This is a genomic window from Kaistia defluvii (assembly GCF_040548815.1).
Classification (GTDB): Bacteria; Pseudomonadota; Alphaproteobacteria; order Rhizobiales; family Kaistiaceae; genus Kaistia; species Kaistia defluvii_A.
The window spans coordinates 342,208-364,790 of sequence record NZ_JBEPSM010000002.1; the positions used below are offsets into that span (position 1 = coordinate 342,208).

Here is a 22,583-nt window from a genome sequence, read left to right on the forward strand (position 1 = left end):
TGCTCGCGGGTAGCAACGGCGCAGGCACGTGTTGTCGGAGGCCGCCGTCGGATCAGGCCCATTCAGCCGATGCTTGCCGCCCTGCTGGTTTCAGGATTCCTGGCGGCGTTGTCGATCGCGGCGGGAAGCGCTCCGGCCGAGGCCGCCTGTGTCGGCGCGACCGGCAATGTGATGAACTGCACCGGCGACGCCAATAGTGGCTCGGCCGTCTATACGGCGCCGAGCGTGCTGACGCTGAACGTCAACGCTCTGACGTCGAACCTTTCGCAGGTCTCGCTGACCGGCACCGGATCCACCCCCAGTGATCCGGCTGCCGTCGAACACTACACCTGCGCCGCTCCGGCCGAGGGCGCGGAGGCCGATTGCACGATCACGCCGGCCGTCCCCGCCAGCGGCGAAGATCCCGCCAAGGCCGAGACCTGCGCCGGCGCGAACTGCATCGCCCCGCCCGTGAAGGCGGCGAGCGGCCCGACCGGAAACTCCGGCCCGACCCTTGTCGTGAACTACCTGCCGGGTGCGAACGCTTCCAACGGCGTGGTCGGCGGCAATACGAGCGGCCAGCCGGGCGTCGTCGCCCAGTCGAATGGCAGCCGCGGCGGCAATGGCAGCAATGGCTATGTCTTCTCCGACGGCGGCGATGGCGGCGACGGCGCGGATGGCGGCAACGCCACGGTCAATGCGAGCGGCAAAGTCTCGACCAGCGCGGAGCACGCGGCCGGCATCGTCGCGACCAGCATGGCGGGCAGCGGTGGCAATGGCGGCGGCGCCTATGGCATTTCCGGTGACGCCGGCGATGGCGGCCTCGGCGGCAGCGGCGGCGTCGCGACGGTCAATTTCACGGGCGGCAGCGTCGTCACGACCGGCGATTATTCGGTCGGCATCGCGGCGGTCAGCCAGGGCGGCGGCGGCGGCAACGGTGGCGGCGGCGGCGGTCTGGTCTTCAATCCCGGTGGCGGCAGCGCGGCCGGCAGCGGCGGCAACGCCAATGTCACGACCAGCGCCGGCACCTCGATCACGACGTCCGGAATCTATTCCCACGGCATCGTGGCGCAGTCGATCGGCGGCGGCGGCGGCGGCAGCGCCGGCGGCTTCGGCCTGTTTGCGTCGTCGGGTGGCGATGGCGGCAATGGCGGCAATGGCGGTGTCGTGTTTGTCGTGAATGGCGGCTCGATCACGACGAATAGCAACAATTCCCAGGGCATCCTCGCTCAGTCGATCGGCGGCGGCGGCGGCGATGGCGGTTCCAATTTCGGCCTGTTCGCGTCCGGCGGCAGCGGCAGCCTCGGTGGCTATGGCTATGCCACGGGCCTTGCCGACGAAATCGCGGTCGGCGTCACCAATTCGGGCGCCATCGTCACGAAGGGCGAATCCTCGAACGGTATCCTGGCTCAGTCGATCGGCGGCGGCGGCGGCAATGGCGGCTCCAGCGGCGGCCTCGTGTCGCTTGGCGGCTCCGGCAGTTCCACCACCAATGGCGGTATCGTCCAGGTCACCAACACGGCGACAGGCACGATCAAGACGAACGGCAAGGCCTCGGCCGGCATTTTCGCCCAGTCGGTCGGCGGTGGCGGCGGCAATGGCGGCACGGCCGGTGGCCTGTTCTCGGCCGGCGGATCCGGCGGTGCCGGCGGCGCGGGCGGTCTGGTCACGGTGATCAATGGCGGCAATATCGAGACGGGAATCAACGGTTCCGAATCCCTCAACTCGGCCGGTATTTTCGCTCAGTCGGTTGGTGGCGGCGGCGGCAATGGCGGCGGCGCCTATTCGGGCGGGCTGGGCTTCAGCGTTGCACTGGGCGGCAAGGGCGCGGGCGGCGGCGATGCCGGCGCCGTGCAGGTTCTGCGCGACACGCAGGACAATCGCTACTCGATCATCACGCATGGCGCGCAATCCGACGCCGTGTTCGCGCAGTCGATCGGTGGCGGTGGCGGCAATGGCGGCTTCGCCGTATCCGGCACGGTCGGCGCGCTGGCGCTTTCCATGGGTGGTGATGGCGCCAAGGGCGGCAAGGGTGGCGCTGTCACGGTCGAGACGGCCGGCTCGCTGACGACCTATGGTGACGGCTCGCGGGGCATCTTTGCGCAATCGGTCGGCGGCGGCGGCGGCAATGGCGGCGCAGCCATCGCGGTCGCCGTGGATGCCGTGGGCGCCGGCTTCGCGGCGGCGATCGGCATCGGCGGCACCGGTGGCGCGGGTGGCGATGCCACCATCGTCAACGTCTCCAGCCTCAGCGACATCGTGACCAAGGGCAACAACGCCCAGGGCATTTTCGCGCAATCGATCGGTGGCGGCGGCGGCAATGGCGGCTATTCGGTCGGCGGCGCACTCGGAGGTATCGGCATTGCCGTCAATATCGGTGGCCGCGGCGCCAGCGGCGGCCTTGGCGGCACCGTCACCGTCGACAGTTCCGGCTCGATCTGGACCAAGGGCGCCAATTCAACTGGCCTTCTGGCGCAGTCGATTGGTGGCGGTGGCGGCAATGGCGGATTCGCAATCAGCGCGGCGCTCGGCGCCGGCGCGGTCAGCGTCGCGCTTGGCGGTTCGGGAGGAACCGGCAGTTCGGGCGGCGATGTCACCGTGAACGCCGATGGCGCCGGTCACTTCATCAATACGACGGACGGGCGCAACTGGAACCTCGTCACCGAGGGCGACAATGCCGTCGGCATCCTGGCGGAAAGCATCGGCGGCGGCGGTGGCAATGGCGGGTTCTCCGGCACGCTCGCGGCCGGCGGCCTAGTTGGCGTCGGCGTCAGCCTGGGCGGTACGGGCGGCGGCGGCGGCGATGCCGGCAAGGTCACGGTCAACAATGGCAAGAAGCTCAACTCGGTCGTCACACAGAACAACATCCTGACCTTCGGCGACGGCTCGTCCGGCATCGTGGCGCAGTCGATCGGCGGCGGCGGCGGCAATGGCGGCTTCTCGGTCGCGCTGAGCGCCTCCGGCTCCTATGGCGGCGCCGGCGGTGCGGCCGCGGTTTCACTCGGCGGCAGCGGCGCCACGGGCGGCATCGGCAAGGATGTCGACGTCACGAATTACGGCAACATCGCCACCAACGGCCAGCAGGCAAACGGCATTTTCGCGCAGTCGGTCGGCGGCGGCGGCGGCAATGGCGGCTTCTCGGTCTCGGGCGCCTTCACCTCCGGCGCGCTCGCCGCCACGGTTGCCATTGGCGGCAGCGGCGGAGCGGGCCAGGATGGCGGTATCGTCACGCTCCACTCGACCGGCGACATTGAAACCCGCGGTGACCAGTCGATCGGCATCTTCGCCCAGTCGATTGGTGGCGGCGGCGGCAATGGCGGCTTCTCCGGTGCCGGCTCGATCGCGCTCCAGGGCGGCAGCGTCGGTGTCGGTCTCGGCGGTTCGGGCGGCGGCGGCGGCGCCGGCAAGCTGGTCGAGCTTACCTCTACGGGCAACGTGACCACCGGCGGCGACCAGTCGATCGGCATCTTCGCGCAGTCGGTCGGCGGCGGCGGCGGCAATGGCGGTTCCAACGTCACGCTGGCGCTCGGCCAGGACGCCGGCATCGCGGTCGGCCTCGGCGGCAATGCCGACAAGGGCGGCGCGGGCGGCGTCGTGACGGTCGTCTCGACCGGCAACATCACCACCGGCTATGATTTTGAGACCGGCACCCTGATCGCCGGCGGCGGCACCGGCGCGTCCGGCATCGTGGCGCAGTCGGTCGGCGGCGGCGGCGGCAATGGCGGCTTCTCGGCCGCCGTCAGCGGCGGCAAATCGCTTGGCGTCAGCGTCGCGCTGGGTGGCAGCGGCAAGGGCGGCGGCAAGGCCGACGTCGTCACCGTCACCAGCACGGGCGACATCCGCACCGGCTTCGACAATTCATCCGCCATCCTGGCCCAGTCGGTCGGTGGCGGCGGCGGCAATGGCGGTCTCGCCGGCGTGCTCGCCATCTCGACCGATGGCGGCGCCGCGGGCGTGAGCCTCGGCGGCTCCGGCGGTCTTGGCGGGGCGGGCGAGGCGGTCACCGTCGGCAGCACGGGCGACATCCTTACGCTCGGCAACGGCTCGAACGGTATCCTCGCCCAGTCGGTCGGCGGCGGCGGCGGCAATGGCGGCTTCAGCCTCGCGGCCAGCGGTTCTGGCAAGAAGGGCAGCGTTTCCGTCTCGCTCGGCGGCGGTGGCGGCGCTGGCGGGACGTCGGGCCTCGTCACGGTCAACAATGCCGGCACGATCTCGACGAAGGGCGAGATCGCCAACGGCATCCTGGCGCAGTCGGTCGCGGGCGGCGGCGGCAATGGCGGCTTCTCGGTCGCCGGTAACCTGACCGTGGACGGTTCGGGCGGCGCCAGCGTCAGCGTCGGCGGTTTCGGCGGCGCCGGGCAGAATGCCGGTGCGGTCGTGGTCAACAGCAATCTCGGCGCCACGCTCGACGGCAATGCCGCGACGATTCACACCGAAGGCGGCGATTCCAACGGCATCTTCGCCCAGTCGGTCGGCGGTGGCGGCGGCAATGGCGGCTTCTCCGGCGCGATCTCGGTTACCGGCCAGAACGCCAAGACGGCGGTCGCCGTCTCGATCGGCGGCTTCGGCGACGGCGGCGGCAATGGCTCGACCGTCAATGTGACCTCGGTCGACAACATCCTGACCGAAGGCGACGGCTCCAACGGCATCCTGGCGCAATCGGTCGGCGGTGGCGGCGGCAATGGCGGCTTCTCCTTCGTCGCGGCCATCCAGGGCACGCTCGGCAAGGCCGAGGACGGCGCCAAGACGGCGATCTCCGCATCGCTCGGCGGCCTCGGCGGCGCGGCCGGCGACGGCGAAGCGGTGACGGTGGATTCGACCGGCATCATCCAGACCAAGGGCAAGAAGGCCTATGGCGTGCTGGCCCAGTCGGTCGGTGGCGGCGGCGGCAATGGCGGCCTCAGCGTTTCGGCGAGTATTTCGGGCGGCGAGGAAGGCCGTCAGGTCGGCGTCTCCGTCGGCGGTTTCGGCGGCGGCGGCGGCAAGGGCGGGGACGTCACGGTGATCCGCGACGGCGCCATCATCACCGAAGGCGACCAGTCGGTCGGCCTGTTCGCGCAGTCGGTTGGCGGCGGTGGCGGCAATGGCGGCATGTCGATCGCCGGTACGATCGGCGGCCCGAATGCCAAGAGCCTGTCCGCCTCGCTGGGCGGCTTCGGTGGCGAAGGCAGCGGCGGCGGCATCGTCATCGTCGACAGCAGCGGTTCGATCACCACCAGCGGCGTCGAGGCGCACGCCATCCAGGCGCAGTCGATCGGCGGCGGCGGCGGCAATGGCGGCCTGGCGGTCGCGGCGACGATCGGCGTGCTCGGCCAGGAGGGCAGCAACGTCAATGCCGGCGTCGCGGTCGGTGGCTTCGGCGGCGATAGCGGCATTGGCGGTCCGGTGACGATCGACAATGACGGCCTGCTGACGACGACGGGCGACGGGGCCTTCGGCATCTTCGCGCAGTCCATCGGTGGCGGCGGCGGTTCCGGCGGCAACGCGGTCACCGGCGTGCTCGGACTTGGCGGCAACACCAAGGGCACGCAGGTCAATGTCAGCGTCGCGGTCGGCGGCCTCGGCGGCGACGGAAATCTCGGCGGCAAGGTCAAGATCACCCAGGATGGCGGTATCCAGACCTCGGGCGTCGGCTCGTCCGGCATTGTCGCGCAGTCGATCGGCGGCGGCGGCGGCACTGGCGGCCGCTCCAACTCGATCTCCCTGCAGCTTGGACCTTCCTGCAAGCCCCCGGCGGATTGCGACGAGGTCAAGAAGTCGCCGAACTGGAACCTTCAGGCGACGGTCGGCGGCGAGGGCGGCAAGGGCAATCTCGGCGGCATGGTCGACGTCGCCAATCTCGACTTCATCACCACCCATGGCGACAAGTCGATGGGCATCTTCGCCCAGTCGGTCGGCGGCGGCGGTGGTACGGGTGGCGACGCCTATGTCGGCCTTGGCGGCCTGGTGTCGATCCCGTTCGTGCCGATCGACCCGCTCACTTTCCTGAAGCCGCTCAGCACGGGCAGCTTCAAGCGCTCCGCTGCCATTGGCATCGGCGGAACGGGTGGGGAGGGCGGAAACGGCGGCGTCGTGATCGTCACCAATACCGGTCACATCACCACCGAGGGCCAGACCTCGAACGCGATCCATGCGCAGTCGATCGGCGGCGGCGGCGGCGATGGCGGCGACGGCAATGCCGGCATGCTCGGCACGATCGCGCTCGGCGGCAGCGGCGGCGCCAGCGGCAATGGCGGCGCGGTCACGGTTACCAACGGCAAGGAGGACCTGTCGCAGGCCAATATCGCCCTGATCGAGACCTTCGGCGGCGTCGTCCTCAATAACCAGGGCATCCGCACCAATCCCGACGCGGACACCGGTCGTTCGAACGGCATCTTCGCGCAGTCGGTCGGCGGCGGCGGCGGTTCCGGCGGCGGCGCGGGCGCGCTGCTCGCCATTGGCGGTACCGGCGAGGCGGCCGGCTTCGGCGGCACCGTCACGGTCGACAATTATGGCGGAATCCTCACCCATGCCGACGATTCCGCGGGCATCTTCGCCCAGTCGGTCGGCGGCGGTGGCGGCGCGGGCGGCTCGGTTGGCCTCACCATCGTCGGTGTCGGCGGCTCGGGCGGCTCCAGCGGCGTCGGCGGCGAGGTCGACGTGACCAACGCGGCGATGATCCAGACGGCCGGCCTCGACTCCCATGCCATCTTCGCCCAGTCGGTCGGCGGTGGCGGCGGCTCCGGCGGCGGCAAGAATTCCGGCAAGTTCACCGACAGCGTTCCGGCGCTGGTGCTGGTGGGCGGCGCAGGCGGCTCGTCCGGCAATGGCGGCGTCGTCAAGGTCATCAACTCCAACACCTTGCACACGCTCGGCGATGGCGCCGATGGCATCAATGCGCAGTCGATCGGCGGCGGCGGCGGCTCCGGCGGCCGCACCTACGGCCTGATCACGGTCGGCGGCGATACGGCGTCGACCGGTAACGGCGGCGACGTCACGGTCGAAAACCAGATCGTCCAGAGTGGCACGACCACGCTGCGCCAGGGCAACATCCTGGTCGAGGGCTATGGCTCGCATGGCATCTTCGCTCAGTCGGTCGGCGGCGGCGGCGGCAATGCCGGCGGCGGCTTCGCGTCCAGCCTGACCTCGGGCTCGCTCGGCGTCGGTGGCGCCGGCGGCGGCGATGGCGGCATCGTCAAGGTCACCAATGCCGGCGGCATCACCACGACAGGCGACGCGGCGGTGGCGATCTTCGCCCAGTCGATCGGCGGCGGCGGCGGTAATGGCGCGATGACGGGCGGCACGGCCCTGACCGACGGTTCGGGCTTCGACTTCACCATCGGCGGCGCCGGTGGCGCCAGCGGCAAGGGCGGCGACGTCACCGTTACCAACGAACTGACCGGCCTGATCCACACCAAGGGCTACGGCTCGACGGGCATCATGGCGCAATCGGTCGGCGGCGGCGGCGGTACGGGCGGCATTACCTACCTGACCAGTCGCGGCGCGACGCCTTCGATCGCCGTGGCGATCGGCGGTTCGGGCGGGGCCGGCGGCGATGGCGGCATCGTCAAGGTCATCAATGACGGCAACATGCTGATCGAGGGCGACAACTCCGTCGCGATCTTCGCCCAGTCGGTCGGTGGCGGCGGCGGCAGGGGTGGCGCGGCCACGGCGGTCGCGCTTGGCGATGCGGCCGTCATCGGCGGCGATGGCGTGACCGGCAAGGGCGGCGACGTGACCGTCACCAGCACCGGCACCATCGGCCTCACCGGCGACGGCTCGGTCGGCATCTTCGCGCAGTCGGTCGGCGGTGGTGGCGGCGTTGTCACGGCGGGCACGGACGGCATTGTCGAGGCCACCCAGAATGGCGGCACCGGCAATGGCGGCAAGGTGACGATCACCGGCGACGCCAAGATCCTGATCTCCGGCGACAACTCGGTCGGCGTCTTCGCCCAGTCGGTCGGCGGCGGCGGCGGTGTCGGCGGCTTCGACGGCAATTATCTCGGGCTCGACCGGTTCTCCGGCGCCAGCGCCCAGACCTTCGGCCTGTTTGCGATGCCGGCGGGCTTCATGGGCTCGGTCGGCGGGACAGGCTATGGCGAGACTGTGAAGCTGACCCAGACGGTCGATGTCGCGGTCACGGGCAAGAATTCCTTTGGCATTCTGGCCCAGAGCGTCGGCGGCAGCGGCAATGGCGACATCGACGTCACCATCGACGACAAGGTCGAAGTCGTTGGAGGCTCCGAAATGGGCGCCGGCGTCGGATTCAAGGACGGCAAGACCAACAAGCTGACGAACAAGGGCGTTGTCGCCTCGATCGACGGGATCGACGGCTATGCCATGCGCGCCACCGGCGGCGACGACACCTTCGAAAACCAGTCCATCGCCATCGGCTCCGTCGCGCTCGGCGAAGGCCAGAACGCCTTCAACAACCGCTTCGAGGCCATCCACTACATGGGTGACACCGTCGATCTCGGCACGACCGGCAAGTACCTCAACGAAGGTTACATCAATCCCGGCGACTGGGACCGGGTGATGACCACGACCCTGACCGGCAATTTCGAACAGGCCGATAAGGGCGCCTATCTGCTCGACCTCGACCTGGCCGATACGACGGACCGGATCGATGTCAGCGGCACGGCCAAGGTTGACGGTTTTGTCGCCATCAACGTTATGAACCCGGGTGCGGCCCGCACCGGCAGCACCGACTACGTCATCATTCACACCGAGGAAGGCGTCACGGACGAGGGCCTCGCCATCGACGCCATCCAGAGCGCGGTGGCGCAGTACAAGCTGCTCTATCCGCTTGATCCGCAGGATGTCGTCCTTAATGTCGACATCAACTACGCCCGCGGCGGCCTGACGGAAAACCAGACCGCGGTCGGCTCGGCGATCAATGCGATCCAGACGGATCTGACGTCGCCGAAATTCACGCAGATCGCGGCGGCGCTGTTCTATGTGCCGACGCTGGATGCGCTCGGCGCGATCTATGACTCGATCTCGGGCGAGGGCGTCAGCGGCTTCCAGCAGCCCGAATTCGACATGAACAATACCTTCCTGGCGGCCATGACCAGCCAGGCGGATAGCTGGCGCATCGGGATCGGGATCGACCCGGCGAGCCAGAGTTTCGCGCCGAAGCCGCTCGGCTATGCCGCCGAGCCGGACAAGAACCCGGCCTTCGAAGCCCTGGCGAAGGCCGAGGAACGCCGCTGGAAGATCTGGGCGACGGTCGGCGGCAATTCCGGCAACGTCACCGGCGATCCGACGGTCGTCGGCAGCGCCGACCTGACCTACAAGGGCGGCAGCCTGGCGGCCGGCCTCGACTACCAGCTCGATCCCGACACGCTGATGGGCTTTGCGCTCGGCGGCGGCGCGGGTTCGTTCTCGGTGCCGGATCGCGAGACGAGCGGCAACATCGTCGGCGGCCATCTCGGTGCCTATGCGTCGAAGAAGTGGGGCCAGCTCTACGCCAATGGCGCGGTCTCGCTCGACATCTACGACAACAGCACCACCCGCCAGGCCACCGTGCCGGGCACCGATGCGCCGCTCAATCCCGTGCCGGGCTTCTCGGAGCGCTGGGACGGCGACTTCCTGAGCGGCGGCTTCGGCGCCAAGGTCGAGACCGGCTGGCGCCAGCCGGTGGCCGGGCTCGGCGCGGTCACGGGCTTTGCCGGGCTGCAGTTCGCCTCGCTTTCGATGCAGGGCTTCTCGGAAACCTCGCATAATGGCGATGTGCTGGGACTCGACTATGCCAGCCGCACCATAACGTCGCTGCCGTCCTCGCTCGGTATGCAGTTCGATACGGTGATCGGGCTTGGCGGCGATACGACGATCCAGCCCTGGGCGCGTGCGGCATGGGTGCACGAGTTCAATCCGGATCGCTCGGTCAATCCGAGCTTCCTCTCGGCGCCGGGTTATCCGTTCGTCGTGCAGGGCGCCGCGGCGGCGGAGGATGCGCTGGCGGTCAATGCCGGCTTCAAGATGAACTGGGGCCCGGACACCTCGTTCTTTGCCACCTTCGACGGCAAGTTCGCTGACAATGTCCAGACCTATGGCGGCAATGCCGGCTTCCAGGTCCGCTGGTAGAAAAATCCTAGCCAGCCGCGCTCCGGCGCGGCTGACAAGCTCGATCCGACAGGACGCCCGTTCGCGTGATTTTCACGGGGGCGGGCGTCTTGCTTCGGGCGGCCGGCGGCCTCCCGCGCCAGGCTTGATCCCGCTGCGTAAACAGGTGCTGTCCAGCACCAAATACCAGTTGACAGGATGGCGGCCTGCTATCTGATATGAACGAAAGCTCTCACCTGCGAAAAGAGCTGAAATTGGGCGTTGGGAGCGGATGTCCGCCCCCGGCCGAGAGGGAGGGAGACAGGATCATGACACGGGCCAGCAGGACCAGATTGCGCTTGGCGGTTTGCGCCGCAGCGATGATGAGTGTCGCCGGATTTGCCAGGGCGGAAACGCCGCCGGCCTTCGCGACGCTGCCGCCGGAAGTGCAGGCGCTCTATCTCGGCGTCGAGGAGACGATCCAGCCCTCCGCCTATGACAATTTCGGCCCCGTGAAGCAGCCCTGGAAGTGGTGCCATTCGGAGTCCTATCAGGGTAATCCCTGGCGTGTTTCCGTCACGCACGAACTGGAGCGTCTGGTCGGTCTCTACAAGGAGAAGGGCTGGATTTCCGATTTCGAGATGTCGGATTCCAATGGCGACACCGGCCAGCAGATCGCGCAGATCCGCGCCTTCATCGACAAGAAGTGCAGCATCATCACCTCGTTTGCCGGTTCGTCGACTGCGCTGAATGAGGTGATCGAGGCCGCCTTCAAGGCTGGCATTCCCTTTGTCACCGGCTCCGGCGCGGTCACCAGCCCCTATGCCATCAACGTCGACTCGAACTTCGTGAAGTTTGGCTATGACGTCGCCAAGGGCGTCATCGACGGCATCGGCGGCAAGGGCAATGTGCTGCGCATCGAGGGCATCGCCGGCAGCCCGCTGGTCGCCCAGCAGCGCGCCGGCGCCGACAAGGCCTTCGCCGAGGCGCCCGACGTCAAAGTCGTCCGCGACGTCAATGGCAACTGGTCGCCCAACGTCACCAAGACCGTGACGCTGCAGGTGCTGGCCACCACGCCGCAGCCGATCGCCGGCGTCTGGACCTCCGGTTCGGAGTCGCGCATCGTCGCCGAGGCGTTCAAGCAGGCCGGCCGGCCGATCCCCGTCGTCTCCGGCTCGATCTCGGGCGATGCGCTCGGCTTCTGGAAGGACAACCAGGATACGTTCCGCTTCACCGGCGGCGCGCTGATGCCGTCCTGGACGGCGCAGACCCTGTTCCGCGTCGGCGTGCGCGTGCTCGAGGGCCAGCAGCCGAAGCTCAACATCCTGATGATCCCCGTGCCGGCCGTGAAGCCGGACGAACTCGGCAAGTGGCACCGCGACTGCATGACCAAGGACGCCGTCTCGATCTTCCCGGTCGCGCCCGAGGATCCGATGCCGGAAGCGCTGATGGATGCCTATTTCGCCAAGCCGGCGCATACGCAGCTGTTCGACTACGCGCAGACGCCGGACCCCTGCGCCAAGTAGGGGCGGGCTTGCAGGCAGGACGGGTGGCAGCCACGCTGTCGCCCGTCTTTTGATTCCATCCGCGACGTTGCACGGGGGCTGACGTTTCATGCTGGAGATCCGCGATCTCTCCAAGCGCTATGGCGAGACGGTCGCGCTGGACGGCGCGAACATCGATTTCACGCCCGGCACGATCCATACGATCCTGGGCGAGAACGGTTCGGGCAAGAGCACGCTGGTCAAGCTGCTCTCCGGCATCGTCACGCCCGATCGCGGCACCATCACCTTTTCAGGCCGCGCCATCGCCGGCCGCGATCCGGCCGAATTCCGCGCCGCCGGCTTCGCCACCGTGTTCCAGGAAGTGCTGATCGCGCCGGACCGCAGCGTCGCCGACAACATCCTGCTCGGCTATGACGGCCTGTTCCGCCGCCGCGTGCCGCGCGGGGAGCGCCGGGCGCTTGCCGGCCGCATCCTGTCCGAATTCGCATCGACCGCCGTGCCGCTCGACGAGCCGGCGGGGGAGGTGCCGCTGGCGGCGCAGCAATTGATCGTGCTCGCCCGCGCCCTGACCCGGTCGCCGCGCGTGCTGATCCTCGACGAGGTCACCGCCGCGCTCGATTTCGCCGATCGGGAGGCGGTATTCGCGCTGATGCGGCGGCTGGCGGCCGAGGGCTGTCTCATCCTGTTCATCACCCACCGCATGGACGAGGTCACCGGCCTCTCCGACCGCGTGACCGTGCTGCGCAGCGGGCAGGTGGTGAAGACGCTGGAGAAAGGCAATCTGGTGCCGGACGAACTGCTCGCGCTGATGGCGCCGGACACCGCGCGGGAGCTGCATCATGGCTGATCCGTCCGCGCTCTCCATTCGCGGCCTGTCGCTGAAGCCGGGCGGCATTCCGTTCGACCAGGATATCCGCCGCGGCGAGATCGTTGGGCTGGCCGGCCTCGACGGCCACGGCCAGGACGCCTTCATAGAGACGCTGGCCGGGCTGCGCCCGCCGGTCGTCGGCCATGTCGGCACCGGGCGGGACGGCGAGCGGGTGATACGCAGCTTCCGCCGGGCGATCCAGAGCGGCATCGCCTATCTGCCGCGCGACCGCCGCGCCACCGGCATCTTCCCCTCCATGTCGATCCTCGACAATTTCGCCATCGCGACGGTGGGCCGGGACCGCAAGCTCGGGCTGATCAGCTTGTCCGAGCGGAGCAAGCGCTACGACTATTACCGCGACCGCCTGTCGATCGTCGCGCCCGACCCCGGCCGCATGATCACCACGCTTTCAGGCGGCAACCAGCAGAAGGTGCTGCTCGCCCGCGCGCTGGCGCACAAGCCGGACGTGCTGCTCCTGAACGACCCGACGCGCGGCGTCGACATCGCCACCCGCCGCGTCCTCTATTCCGTGTTCCGCGAACTCGCGGCCGAAGGCATGGCGCTGGTCATCCTCTCGACCGAGATCGAGGAGGCGCTGGTGCTGTGCGACCGCATCCTCGTGTTCCGCGAGCAGGAACTCGCCGCCTCGCTGACGGGGGCCGAGCGCTCCTCCGAGCGCATCATATCCACCATGTTCGGGCGCGCAGCATGACGGCATCCGCAATCTCCCCGCCGGCTGGCAAGGCTTCGGCCCTGAAGGCCGTCTGGCGCCAGACCGGCTTCGCGCCGATCCTGTTCGTCGTGCTGCTGGCGATCAACATCTTCATCAACCCGGCCCGCTTCGCGCCGGGCGCCTGGGGCACGCTGATCGGCCTCGCCGCGCCGCTGGTCGGCGCGGCCATCGCTTCGGCCCCGGCGATCCTGGGCGGACGGGGCGGCATCGACATCTCGGTCGGGCCCATCATGGGCTTCGTCAACGCCATCGTCGTGCTGGTGCTGATCCAGAAGCTCGGCCTCAGCTCGCCCTTCATCGTCGTCGGCGCGGCGGTGCTGATCGGCGCTGCCATCGGCGCGCTGAACGGCTTCCTGGCCACCATCCTGCGCATCCAGCCGATCGTCGCGACGCTCGGCACCTATCTGCTTCTCGTCGGCACGACGCTGACCATCCTGCCGGCGCCGACCGGCACGGTGCCCGTCTGGCTGAAGTCGCTCGGCGGGCCGCTGTCGATCCTGCCGCTCGGCGCCGTGTTCCTGATCTGGATCGGTATCCGCCGCCTGCCATACTACGACCACCTGATGGCGGTCGGCAGCGATGACCGCGCTGCCTACACGGCCGGCATCCCGGTCACGCTGGTCCGCTTCCTCTCCTATGTCATCACCGGCGTGTTCGCCGGCGTCGCGGGGCTGATGATGACGGCGCTGATCGGCTCGGCCGATCCTTCGATCGGTCCCACCTACACGCTGATCGCCATTTCAGCCGTGGCACTGGGTGGCGTCAGCCTGGCCGGCGGGCGCGGCGGTTTGCTGGGGGCGGCTATCGGCGCGATCGACATTTTCCTGCTGCAGAGCGCGCTGACCTTCTTCAACTTCTCCACCTTCGTCCTGCAGATCGCCTATGGCGCGATCCTCGTCATCGCCATCGTGCTGACGGCCTTGCAGGATCGCTGGCTCGGACGCATGCGGGGAGCAGCCTAGATGGCACGCCTGACCAGTGACCAGGCGCGGGTCTTCGGCGCGCTGATCGTCGCCGTCGCGCTCCACCTCACCGGCACCGCCCTGATCGAGGGCTATTCGAGCGAGTTCTCGATGCGGGCCATGCTGGTGCTCGGCTCGCTGCTGGCGATCGCCTCGATCGGCCAGACGCTGGTGGTGATCATCGGCGGCATCGACCTGTCGATCCCCTTCATCATCGGCTTCGCCAATGTCGTCACTGCGCAGCTCTATGGCGGAGGCATGAACTTCGCCCTGGTCTGCGCCATCGTCATCGGCCTTGCCTGCGGGATCGGCGCGCTGAACGGGCTTATCTCCTCGAGCCTGAAGCTGCATCCGCTGATCGTCACGCTTGGCATCGGCACGATCGTGCAGGGCTCGGTGCTGCTGTGGACCGGCGGCTTCCCCTCCGGCTCGGCGCCGGAATCGATCACCGAATTCGTCTCGATCGGGGGCTCGGTCGGCTTCCTGCCCGTGCCGTGGCTGGTGCCATGCTTCATCGCGCTGGCGGCGATCGTCACCGTGGCGCTCGCCCGCACGGCCTATGGCCGCCGCCTGTTCGCGCTCGGCAGCAACCCGCGCGCCGCGCCGCTGGCGCTGATCAACCCGGTGGCGATGTGGACGGTGACCTTCGCGATCTCCGCCGCCTTCGCAGCCGTGACCGGCATTCTGCTGCTCGGCTTCACGGGCTCCGCCTATGGCGAGGTCGGCCAGCCCTATCTGTTCCAGACTATCGCCGCCGTCGTCATCGGCGGCACGGCGCTGGTAGGCGGGCGTGGCTCCTATCTCGGCACGGTCGCCGGCGCGCTGGTGCTGACCGAGATCAACACCCTGCTGATCGGCATCGGCTTGCAGCCGTCGCTGGTGCAGGCCGTGCTCGGCGTCGTCATCGTCGTGCTGGTGTCGTTCTACGGCCGCGACGCCCATGTCCGGACCACGATCTGAAGGGGCTTTCGGTTGGGGGGATAACGCAGACGGAAGGACCCACCCTCGCCGTCATCCCTGCGAAAGCAGGGATCCATGCGGCCGAGACCTTGGAAGTGCGAACCTCCCGAAAACCCGGATGCGTGGATCCCGGATCTCCGCTGCGCTGAGTCCGGGATGACGGCGAGGGTGAGGTTTGGAGAGATTCCCCTACCTCACCTGGCTATATCCCCCGGATCGGGAATTTCGGCTCCGGCAGGTAACCGCCGATCTGCCGGCAGAGCTCGGCCGCCGCCTCGTAGAGATGCTTCGAGGCGTCGGCGAGCTGGACCTGGTTGGTGACCCAGAGCAGGAACGGCATGGTGAGCGCCGCCTGGGCGATGCCGCTGGCGTCGAAGATCGGGAAGGAGACGTCGGTGATGCCGCGCAGCGTCTCGTCCGCGACCACCTCATAGCCGCGCTTCTGGATCTGCTCGACGCGGCGGATCAACGGTTCCGGGTCCCTGTCGCGGGCGCGCAGTTCTTCCGAGGCGCGCTCGATCAGCATGGCGCGGGTCGGCTCGTTCTGGAAGGCGATCAGCGTGCGCCCAGAAGCGGTCGAGAGCATCTTCGTCTGCGTGCCGAGCCGCACGCGAAACCCGACCGGGGCGGGATTGTCGGCGACCGCGATGACGCGCACCGAGAGCCCGTCCAGGATCGACAGGATGATCGCTTCCTCGACCTCGGCGGCCAGGCTCTGCAGGATCGGCTGGGCCGTTTCGCGCAGGCGCCGGATCGGCGGATGGCCGCAGGCGAGGTCGAACAGCTTCATCGAGATCTGGAAAGCCTCGCCCGGCGGCTTGCGCTCGACATAGCCGCGCCGCTCCAGCGAGACGACCACGCGATATACTTCCTGCACCGAGCGGCCCAGCGAATGGGCGATCTGCGACAGGATCAGCCCGCCCGACTGAGCAGCCAGCAGTTCCAGGATATCGAGCCCCTTCTCCAGGGCCGGCGCCTTGTAGGCGAGGGCGGCGCTCGCCTGCTTGGCAGGCTCGGCCTTCTTGGCCTTCACGGCTTCTTTCGCCATCGCTGGTCCCGTTCTGATTGCGTTTCCCCAGCGCTACAGTAGCCCGGCCTTGACAGGGCGCGCCAGCCTGTCCCCTATTTCAAACGCAAGTATCATATGTGGAAAATGGCGTCGCGACGGGCTGCCTTTTCCTTTGGGGACGGGGACATGACGGGGCAACGCTATAACGGGCCAATCATCGACGCCCATCATCACTTCTGGGACCTGCGGCTCGGCAAGCATGGCTGGCTGAAGGGCGGCGATTCCGCCGACGAACTGGCGCCGCTGCGCCAAAACCATCTCGTCGCCGATTATGAGGCGCTGGCCGCGCCCCAAAACATCGTCGCCAGCGTGCATGTCGAGGCGAACTGGGATCCGGCGGACCCGGCCGGGGAAAGCCGCTGGCTCGATACGCTGCAGCGTTCGCCTGGCATCGCCGCGCGCTATGTCGCCCATGCCGCGCTGCTCGACCCCGGCGCCGAGAGGCTGCTGGAGGCGCACGCCGCCAACGGGCGCGTCGTCGGCATCCGCGAGATCCTGAGCTGGCATCCCGACCCGGCCAAGCGCCGCATGCCCGACAATGACCGCATGGACGATCCGCGCTGGCGCGCCAACCTGGCCCGCTTCCGCGAGCACGGGTTCAGCTTCGACCTGCTGATCACGCCGCATCAGTTCGAAAGCACGCGCCGGCTCGTCGCGGATTTTCCCGACATCGCCTTCATCCTCAACCATTGCGCCAGCCCGATCGACCGCGACGCGGAAGGCATGAAGCGATGGCGCGACGGGCTCGGTCTGCTGGCGGCGGCGCCGAACGTCGCGATCAAGATCTCCGATCCGGTCGCCTACGACCCGCAATGGACCCGCGAGAGCCTGGGCGAGGTGATCGATGCCTGCATCGGGGCCTTCGGACCGGAAAGGTCGATGTTCGCCACCGACCATCCGGTCGCCGGCCTGCATATCGGCTTCGCCGAATGGGTCGACGTGTTCAAGGATGCAACGCGGGGGTTTTCGGCGGAGGAGCAGGCGGCGCTGTTCGAAGGCAGCGCGCGGCGTTGGTATCGGATGGCGTGAGCCTCTGGTGCCCGGTGGCTTTAGCTCTGCGCCTCTCGATTGATCGGCTCTGCCATCATCCTGAGGTGCTTGGCGTAAGCGAAGCCTCGAAGGAGGGTCCAGCGGGCTCGCTCATTTTCTTCGCTTTAGCCGCATGCTGGACCCTCCTTCGAGGCCCGGCTCTGCCGGGCACCTCAGGATGATGGGCGAGTTTGGTGGAGATGCTTGGAGGCCGGTCTCGCTGATGGATTGCCTCTTCCGCCCACGAAGAGACAGTATTGTCCTCAGTTGCTCGCCTGGGTCTGCACGTCGTCGAGCTTGACGAACACCGTGCCGGCCGCCACGAGGCGCTGGATGCCCTCGACCACGCCGAGGCCAGCCGGATGGCCCGGCTGGTTGATGTGGGCGATGATGACGTCGCCCGATTTCGCGGCGGCGATGCGCTTGGCGACGGTGGCGGCCGGCAGCGAGGCGCCCATGTCGGCATTGAGCGAGAAGCCGGCGATCGAATAGCCGGCGGCGCGGATCGAATCGAGCGCGTCGCGGCTGTAGACGGCGGTGGCGCCGCGGAACCAGCGCGGCGGCTTGCCGGTTGCCTGCTGGACGGCCAGGGCGCCGCCATCGACCTCCCGCTGCACCGCTTCCAGCGAGCCGGCGGTCTTCACGCCATAGAGGCTCGGAATGTCGGTGATGGCCGGCACGTGCTGGTCGCCATGGTTCTCGACTTGGAACAGCTCGGGGTGCGCCATCACGACGGCCATGGCGGTGGCGTTGCGCTTCAGCCAGCGATGGGTGACGAACAGCGTCGCCGGGATGTGGTTGTCCACCAGTTCCTTCAGGATGCGCTGGTCGATCGCGCCGGAGCAGGCATCGAAGGTCAGCGCCACGACGCGCGGGCCCGGCGGCGGCGCGGCGATGCGCAGCTTCAACTCGATGTCATGCGACTTGGCGGACGCCGCCGTGCCCATCAGGAGCGACAGGACAAGCCCGGTCAGGGCGGTGCGGATGGTGAGCGTCGGCATCAGGAACTCCGGAACAGCCGATTGTCGGCCCCGCGGAGCTAGGCGCTGTCTTCGACCAATTTGTGGCCGAAAGCGTCGCGCCGCCGATGCATGCGGGTTTGTCGCATGCCGCCGACCTTAACCATCTTCGGAGCTAAATTTCCCCGTTGCTAGGCTCAAATGGGGGATCGCGGTAACGTTGGCGTTCCCGGAGCTTTGAAGCGAAGGATCGTTTTCCGCCCGGGGCGAGGGCCGCGTCGTGATCGATCTGTCGCGCAGTGCCATTGCCCATGCCGCGAGCCAAGTCGGAACGCCGTTCCCAGGGCTCCGTGCGCCTCTTGCCGAGTCGACCGCCCTTTGGAGCGATCGCCATGGCTGAGGGCGGACCGGTGATCCTGCTGATCGAGGATGAGCCGCTGGTACGCTCCGCCGTCGCGGAGATGCTCGAGGATCTGGGCTTTGTCGTCGAACTCGCGTGCTCGGCCGCGGAGGCGTCGGCTCGCCTGGGCGGGGCCGACCATCCCTATCGCGTCATCATCATCGATGTCGGCCTGCCGGATCGTTCCGGCGAGGATCTCGCCAAGGACATTCTCGCGGCGTTGGCCGACGTTCCCGTCGTCATCGCCAGCGGCGGCGATCCCGCCGACCTCGACCCGACGCTCGCCCGCGACCCACGCGTCAGCTTCCTGGGCAAGCCCTATGGCATGCGCGCGATGATCGAGGTTCTCTCCCGCCTGGGCATCGCCGTGACGCCCGATTGAGGGGTAGCCTCCCGCATTTAGGCACCCGGGTGCGGCAGCGCGCGGCTGGCAGGAGGGCGCGGATATGCGACTATGCGCATCCAATCGTTTCGCATGGGAGAGGGCGCGTCTGCCGATGGATCTCTATCTGGATACGGCGCTTCGCCTCGGCATGGCGGTGTTCTGCGGCCTGCTGATCGGCATCGACCGCGACGCGCGGGAAAAGCCGGCCGGCATGCGCACCCTGGCGCTGGTGTCGCTCGGCGCGGCGCTGGCGACCGTCAGCGTCAGCCATATCGAGATGTTTGTCGGCCATCCCGATGCGCAGAGCCGGATGCTCCAAGGCGTCGTGCAGGGCGTGCTGGCGGGCATCGGCTTCATCGGCGCCGGCGCGATCCTGCGGCGCGGCAAGCGCGACGAGGTCGTGCACGGCGTGACGACGGCCGCGACGGTCTGGGTGGCGGCAGCGCTGGGCGTTGCCTGCGGCCTCGGCGACTGGCCCGTCGCGATCCTCGCGCTGGTCCTGGTCTTCGTCATCCTGGTCATCGCCAAGCCGATCGAGCGGCGCTGGCTCGATCACCTGCAGGCCCTGGAGGCGAAGCGCCATGCCGCCGAGCCGCCGCCGCCGGCTCCCGATGGCCCCGCCTAGGTCAGGACGCTGGCGCCGAGATTGATGGCGAGCGCCAGCAGCGTCGTGTTGAACACGAACGACGCGATCGAATGGAACATCATCACCATCCGGAAGCCGGTCGTCCGCACATTGACGTCCGAAGTCTGGAACGTCGCGCCGAGGCAGAACGAGAAATAGAAGAAGTCCCAGATCACCGGCTCCGGCGTATCCGGGAAGATCAGGCCGCCGGCATCGTCTTCCTTGCCGTCCGCATCATTGTCGGTTCCCGCCGGCGCGTAATAGAGCCGGGCATAGTGGAACGCGAACAGCGTGTTGAACACGACCCAGCCGAGCGGGATGCTGATGATCGCGGTGGCGAGATGCGCCGCCGTCGTGTTGGGGCCGTTCAGGATCGAGAAGATCGAATAGAACGAGAAGGCGATGGCGCCGACCGTCAGGCACATGATCAGGGCGATGCCCTCGTCCTCGGTTCGCGCCCGCATCCGCAACTTGTCGAGATTGGCCTTCCTGGCCAGCCGGAACAGGAAGAACAGGTAGACGATGAAGAACACGTCGCCGGCGGCGATCAGCGCAAATTCGTCAAAGACCAGCCGGATGATGAAATAGGACAGGATCGCGACGACGACCGACTCGTAGAAGTGCCGATGCTGCTTCCAGTGGTGCTGAACGTATGAAATCGCCGTACTCCGCCTTGCGGGCTATTCCACGAATACCGTGACGCGATCCGACCTTCCGGCCGAATCGACCACCGACAAGGTAACAAATCCCGGCCCGTCCGGCTCCCAGCTTTCGGCCCGCGAAAACGGCGTCTGCGCGATCGGCACGCCATTGGCGAACCAGGTGAAGGGCGGCTGGCCGTTGCGGATCTTGATCATCAGCGGCATCGGATCGCCGGCGCGGATGCCTAGATCGACCTGGACGCCATCCGGTGGGAAGGCGATCTGTGGCGTGTCGGGCGCCTTGTTGGCCAGCGTATCCGTGCCGCGGAAGCGCTTCAGCGGCGCCGGCAACTCGCCATTGGAGGCGATCAGCGCGCCGCGCGGGGCGGGCGGCAGCGGCGCGCGCTCGCCGCCCATTTTGTCGAACGCCTCGAAGAGCACCGGCGCCGCCGTGCCGATTCCGGAGAGGCCGGAGACGGGCGCGCCATCGGCCCGGCCGGCCCAGACGCCGATCACCGTGCGCCCATCGAAGCCGATCGACCAGGCGTCGCGATAGCCATAGGAGGTGCCGGTCTTGTAGGCGATGCGGCCGCGCGCGCCGATGGTGGGCGGCGGCACGTCGGCCAGGATGTCGGAGACATACCAGGCGGCGAGCGGATCGAGCACCGGCGCGGTATCGGCCGAGACGACGATCGGTACCGGCTCGGGATGCAACGCCACCGGCCGGCCGCCGCGCGCGATCGCCGCATAGACCGAGACGAGATCGCGCAGCGAGATGCCGACGCCGCCGAGCCCGACGGCGAGGCCCGCCGCCGACATGTCCGGCAGGCGCGGATTGGCCGCCGCACGCTTCAGCCGGGCGATCAGCCGCGCCGGCCCCACCGCGTCGAGCACCTGCACGGCGGGGACGTTGAGCGATTGCGTCAGCGCGTCGTGGATCGTCACCGTGCCGCGATAGAATCCGTCGAAATTGACGGGGGCGTAGCCGGCGAAAGCCGAGGGCTTGTCCTCGATCAGGCTCTGCGGATGGGCAAGGCCCTGCTCGAAGGCGAGGCCGTAGATCAGCGGCTTCAGAGTCGAGCCGGGCGAACGCACCGCTTCCGTCATGTCGACATAGCCGTTGCGGCCGTCATCCATGAAGCCGGCCGAGCCGACCGAGGCGAGGATGTCGCCGGTGACCTGGTCGGCCACCAGAATGGCGACCGAGGCCTTGGCGCCCACCTTGGCGGCCCGCGTGCTGGCCAAGGTTTCCAGCTTGGCTTGGAGGCGGCCATCGAGGGTGAGTTTGATCACGGGATCGGCGGGATGGCGCTTGCGCGCCTGGTCGCCCAGATGCGCGGCGAGCATCGGGAACGGCTTTCGCGCCTCCGGAATGCGCTCGGTCTTGGCCGAGGCGGCGGTCTCTTCGTCCAGGATGCCGGCGGTCACCAGCCGGTCGAGCACGCGGTCGCGCGCCGCCTTCGCCGCCTTGGGATCCCGGTCCGGCCGCCGCGCTTCGGGCGATTGCGGCAGGGCGACGAGCAAAGCGGCCTCGGCGATCGTCAGCCGGCGCGGCTCCTTGCCGAAATAGGCGAGCGTCGCGGCGCGGATGCCTTCGAGATTGCCGCCATAGGGCGCCAGCGCCAGGTAGAGCGACAGGATCTGGCTCTTGTCGAGTTTCTGTTCGAGCGCCCGCGCATGGACGATCTGCTTGAGCTTGCTCTCGGCCTGGCGGGTCGAGCCGCCCTGGACGAGGCGCGCGACCTGCATGGTCAGCGTCGAGCCGCCGGAAACGACATGGCCGTTGCGCAGGATCTGGCCGGCGGCGCGGGCAAAGGCGCGCCAGTCGACGCCGTGGTGCTCGTCGAAGCGGCGATCCTCATAGCCTTTCAGCATGGTGAGGAACATCGGATCGACCTCGGCAAGCGTCACCGGCAACCGCCAGCGTCCCTCGGCGATGGTGTAGGGCCGAAGCAGCGTATCGCTGCGGTCGACGACGATCTGCGAGGTCGGGACCTTGGCCGAATCGGGCACCGGCGGCAGGGTTTTGTCGATCTCCGCCAGCACGCCGCCAAGCCAGGCACAGGAGAAGAACGCCACCAGCCCGAGCGACAGCCCGGCGATGGCCAAGCGGCGGCGCCATCTGGAGGACGGCCGAGGCTGCTCTTCCCCCTCTCCCGCCGCGCGGGAGAGGGCAGGGGTGAGGGTCTTTCTATTTCTCTTCGTCGGATGAGCGAAGGCAAGCAAGCCCGTCACCCAACCCTCTCCCGCAGCCAAGCGAGGGCTTTCCGGCACATCCGGATCCGGCTTGCCGTTCATGGCTGCCGCCTGTCGAGGCTCGGCGCAAATCCCACGCTCTCCGTCAGCCCCGCGAAGGCGGGGACCCATTCAGCCGGAGGCTTCGGCTGCATGGATCCCGGGTCTTCGCCCGGGATGACGGCGAGCTTGGTCATGCGCATCGCCCGC

14 protein-coding genes are annotated in these 22,583 nt (G+C 68.3%); 9 read left to right on the plus strand and 5 right to left on the minus strand.

Annotated features, from left to right (window positions below; genetic code table 11):
- Positions 1-69: 69 nt before the first annotated feature.
- The 6 genes from ABIE08_RS14715 (at position 70) to ABIE08_RS14740 (ending at position 15,030) form a co-directional block, all read left to right on the plus strand.
- Entirely contained in the window at positions 70-10,044 is a 9,975-nt protein-coding gene (locus ABIE08_RS14715; RefSeq protein WP_354552179.1) for a hypothetical protein, read from the plus strand.
- Between the two features lie 341 nt (positions 10,045-10,385).
- Positions 10,386-11,528 (plus strand): substrate-binding domain-containing protein, encoded by a 1,143-nt coding sequence (locus ABIE08_RS14720; protein ID WP_354552181.1) that lies wholly within the window; start codon positions 10,386-10,388, stop codon positions 11,526-11,528.
- 88 nt (positions 11,529-11,616) lie between these two features.
- Positions 11,617-12,354, plus strand: coding sequence for an ATP-binding cassette domain-containing protein (locus tag ABIE08_RS14725; RefSeq protein WP_354552182.1), 738 nt, complete (start codon positions 11,617-11,619; stop codon positions 12,352-12,354).
- The gene (locus ABIE08_RS14730; RefSeq protein ID WP_354552184.1) at positions 12,347-13,087 is read left to right on the plus strand and encodes an ATP-binding cassette domain-containing protein; all 741 of its coding nucleotides are present in this window, start codon (positions 12,347-12,349) and stop codon (positions 13,085-13,087) included. Before ABIE08_RS14725 ends, ABIE08_RS14730 begins: the two co-directional genes overlap by 8 nt.
- Positions 13,084-14,070, plus strand: a complete 987-nt coding sequence (locus tag ABIE08_RS14735) for an ABC transporter permease (RefSeq protein ID WP_354552186.1) — start codon at positions 13,084-13,086, stop codon at positions 14,068-14,070. Before ABIE08_RS14730 ends, ABIE08_RS14735 begins: the two co-directional genes overlap by 4 nt.
- On the plus strand, positions 14,071-15,030 hold the full coding sequence (locus tag ABIE08_RS14740) for an ABC transporter permease (protein ID WP_354552188.1): 960 nt from the start codon (positions 14,071-14,073) through the stop codon (positions 15,028-15,030).
- A gap of 202 nt (positions 15,031-15,232) precedes the next feature.
- On the opposite strand, the gene ABIE08_RS14745 is transcribed toward ABIE08_RS14740, so the two are convergent.
- Positions 15,233-16,078, minus strand: a complete 846-nt coding sequence (locus tag ABIE08_RS14745) for an IclR family transcriptional regulator (protein WP_354552190.1) — start codon at positions 16,076-16,078, stop codon at positions 15,233-15,235.
- 147 nt (positions 16,079-16,225) lie between these two features.
- Here ABIE08_RS14745 and ABIE08_RS14750 point away from each other — a divergent pair, with 147 nt between their 5' ends.
- Positions 16,226-17,128, plus strand: coding sequence for an amidohydrolase family protein (locus ABIE08_RS14750; RefSeq protein WP_354552192.1), 903 nt, complete (start codon positions 16,226-16,228; stop codon positions 17,126-17,128).
- Between the two features lie 263 nt (positions 17,129-17,391).
- Here ABIE08_RS14750 and ABIE08_RS14755 read toward each other — a convergent pair whose 3' ends face one another.
- Positions 17,392-18,129 carry a polysaccharide deacetylase family protein gene (locus tag ABIE08_RS14755; RefSeq protein WP_354552193.1) on the minus strand — a complete coding sequence of 246 codons (738 nt, stop codon included), beginning with the start codon at positions 18,127-18,129 and terminating at the stop codon, positions 17,392-17,394.
- 350 nt (positions 18,130-18,479) lie between these two features.
- Between ABIE08_RS14755 and ABIE08_RS14760 the strand changes: the two genes are divergently transcribed.
- Positions 18,480-18,869 carry a response regulator gene (locus ABIE08_RS14760; protein ID WP_354552195.1) on the plus strand — a complete coding sequence of 130 codons (390 nt, stop codon included), beginning with the start codon at positions 18,480-18,482 and terminating at the stop codon, positions 18,867-18,869.
- A gap of 115 nt (positions 18,870-18,984) precedes the next feature.
- Positions 18,985-19,497, plus strand: coding sequence for an MgtC/SapB family protein (locus ABIE08_RS14765; protein WP_354552197.1), 513 nt, complete (start codon positions 18,985-18,987; stop codon positions 19,495-19,497).
- Here the strand turns inward: ABIE08_RS14765 and ABIE08_RS14770 are convergent.
- The 3 genes from ABIE08_RS14770 to ABIE08_RS14780 all read right to left on the minus strand — a co-directional run bounded on the left by ABIE08_RS14770 (position 19,494) and on the right by ABIE08_RS14780 (position 22,570).
- Positions 19,494-20,156 carry a DUF1345 domain-containing protein gene (locus ABIE08_RS14770; RefSeq protein WP_354552797.1) on the minus strand — a complete coding sequence of 221 codons (663 nt, stop codon included), beginning with the start codon at positions 20,154-20,156 and terminating at the stop codon, positions 19,494-19,496. The genes ABIE08_RS14765 and ABIE08_RS14770 overlap by 4 nt on opposite strands.
- A 21-nt stretch (positions 20,157-20,177) precedes the next feature.
- Positions 20,178-22,247, minus strand: coding sequence for a penicillin-binding protein 1C (gene pbpC / locus ABIE08_RS14775; RefSeq protein WP_354552198.1), 2,070 nt, complete (start codon positions 22,245-22,247; stop codon positions 20,178-20,180).
- A 185-nt stretch (positions 22,248-22,432) separates the two neighbouring features.
- Entirely contained in the window at positions 22,433-22,570 is a 138-nt protein-coding gene (locus ABIE08_RS14780) for a hypothetical protein (RefSeq protein WP_354552200.1), read from the minus strand.
- Positions 22,571-22,583: the final 13 nt, after the last annotated feature.

Bases quoted from the DNA above. Each gene is read 5' to 3' on its own strand.
- ABIE08_RS14745 (WP_354552190.1), bottom strand. From the start codon at position 16,078: ATGGCGAAAGAAGCCGTGAAGGCCAAGAAGGCCGAGCCTGCCAAGCAG.
- ABIE08_RS14730 (WP_354552184.1), top strand. From the start codon at position 12,347: ATGGCTGATCCGTCCGCGCTCTCCATTCGCGGCCTGTCGCTGAAGCCG.
- ABIE08_RS14740 (WP_354552188.1), top strand. From the start codon at position 14,071: ATGGCACGCCTGACCAGTGACCAGGCGCGGGTCTTCGGCGCGCTGATC.
- ABIE08_RS14780 (WP_354552200.1), bottom strand. From the start codon at position 22,570: ATGACCAAGCTCGCCGTCATCCCGGGCGAAGACCCGGGATCCATGCAG.
- ABIE08_RS14735 (WP_354552186.1), top strand. From the start codon at position 13,084: ATGACGGCATCCGCAATCTCCCCGCCGGCTGGCAAGGCTTCGGCCCTG.
- ABIE08_RS14750 (WP_354552192.1), top strand. From the start codon at position 16,226: ATGACGGGGCAACGCTATAACGGGCCAATCATCGACGCCCATCATCAC.
- ABIE08_RS14755 (WP_354552193.1), bottom strand. From the start codon at position 18,129: ATGCCGACGCTCACCATCCGCACCGCCCTGACCGGGCTTGTCCTGTCG.
- ABIE08_RS14760 (WP_354552195.1), top strand. From the start codon at position 18,480: ATGGCTGAGGGCGGACCGGTGATCCTGCTGATCGAGGATGAGCCGCTG.
- ABIE08_RS14720 (WP_354552181.1), top strand. From the start codon at position 10,386: ATGAGTGTCGCCGGATTTGCCAGGGCGGAAACGCCGCCGGCCTTCGCG.
- ABIE08_RS14765 (WP_354552197.1), top strand. From the start codon at position 18,985: ATGGATCTCTATCTGGATACGGCGCTTCGCCTCGGCATGGCGGTGTTC.
- ABIE08_RS14725 (WP_354552182.1), top strand. From the start codon at position 11,617: ATGCTGGAGATCCGCGATCTCTCCAAGCGCTATGGCGAGACGGTCGCG.
- ABIE08_RS14715 (WP_354552179.1), top strand. From the start codon at position 70: ATGCTTGCCGCCCTGCTGGTTTCAGGATTCCTGGCGGCGTTGTCGATC.